General features: G+C 29.1%; 3 protein-coding genes. 2 read left to right on the forward strand and 1 reads right to left on the reverse strand.

The genetic code is table 11. The annotated features are described in order from the left end of the window. A partial coding sequence (locus L21TH_RS05835) for a DNA adenine methylase (RefSeq protein ID WP_034429451.1) occupies positions 1 to 704 on the forward strand: 704 nt, incomplete at its 5' end. Between the two features lie 71 nt (positions 705 to 775). Here the strand turns inward: L21TH_RS05835 and L21TH_RS05840 are convergent. Next, the gene (locus tag L21TH_RS05840; RefSeq protein ID WP_006311672.1) at positions 776 to 994 is read right to left on the reverse strand and encodes a hypothetical protein; all 219 of its coding nucleotides are present in this window, start codon (positions 992 to 994) and stop codon (positions 776 to 778) included. Between the two features lie 30 nt (positions 995 to 1,024). On the opposite strand from L21TH_RS05840, the gene L21TH_RS05845 reads away from it, so the two are divergent. After that, a partial coding sequence (locus L21TH_RS05845; RefSeq protein ID WP_034429453.1) for an IS256 family transposase occupies positions 1,025 to 1,438 on the forward strand: 414 nt, incomplete at its 3' end.

Consider the following 1,438-nt stretch of genomic DNA (forward strand, 5'->3'; position numbering starts at 1 on the left):
TAACATATAAAATTGTACAAAACAAATGTAATGAACTAATAGAAATCCTTAAAGAATTAGAAGAAAACTTTTTATCAAAGGATAATGAAAAACGTAAAGAACTATTTTATGAAATTAGAAGTAAATTTAATGAGGAGAAGAAAAGTTTATGCTATAAGCAAATTACAAAAGATAGTATTCTTCATGCAGCTCATTTAATATTTTTAAATAGAACTTGTTTTAATGGTTTATATAGATTGAATAAATCAGGAGAGTTTAATGTGCCATTTGGTAGATATAAAAAACCTAAAATCTGTGATGAAAAAAATCTAATAAATGTTAGTGAAGCACTTCAAGGTGTTACCTTAGTTGCAGGTGAATACTATGATGTAGAAAAATATATTGAAATTGACCAAGATACCTTTGTATATATGGATCCACCTTATAGACCATTAACATCTTCATCTAGTTTTACCAGTTATTCAAAATCAGGTTTTAACGACGATAATCAAAGAGAACTTGCTAAATGGTTTAAAAAATTAGTTAAAGAAAAAAAAGCTCAAGCTATGTTGAGCAATTCTGATCCAAATGATAATTTTTTCTATGAACTATATGTAGAAGGAGAAAATGATATTTTTATAGAAAAGGTCAATGCCTCAAGATCCATTAATTCTAAAGGAAATAAAAGAGGTAAGATTAGTGAAATAGTTGTTTTACATAAATAGTTTCTATAATAAATGTTGGGGTGATAAACTTCAGCATTTTTTCCAAAGATAATATATTTATTGAAACCAACCTAAAACATAGTTGAGCTACTTGGCACAGTTACTTGGTCATTACCTCCACCTATTATATACTCATGTTGTGGAATACTTATTTCTGCCTGTATATCAATTTGTCCTGGTATTTCTTCAATTTCAAAAGTAGCATATCTTAACCCTAGTGTGAGATGGGTAGTGTAAAAAAATCTGTGCTTAGGTGAAAAACAAAACTCCTTTCTGGCAATAATTAACACTAGAAATCAAAACCAGAAAGGAGTTTTTCTATGTCAACATTACCAAGAGAAGTTTTAAGAGAAATGATTAAGGATGGTAACTTAAAAACAGCTGGAGATTTACATGAATATTTAAAAAATATGTTTAAAGATGCCCTACAAGAAATGCTAGAGGCAGAATTAGAGGTGGAATTAGGTTATGAAAAAGGAGATAGAACTAATAAGAGAACAGATAATAGAAGAAATGGTTATACTCAAAAGAAGGTAAAGACTAACTATGGAGATATGCAAATAAATATACCCAGAGATAGAAAAGGAGAATTTGAACCTGTAGTCGTTCCTAAAAATGTAAGAAACATCTCAGGTATAGAAGAACAAGTAATATCACTGTATGCAAGGGGTATGTCAACAAGGGATATACATGATCAATTAAAAGACATATACGGAATAGAAGTATCTGCTGAG

Origin of the sequence: Caldisalinibacter kiritimatiensis, from assembly GCF_000387765.1 — a bacterium.
GTDB classification, from domain to species: Bacteria; Bacillota; Clostridia; order Tissierellales; family Caldisalinibacteraceae; genus Caldisalinibacter; species Caldisalinibacter kiritimatiensis.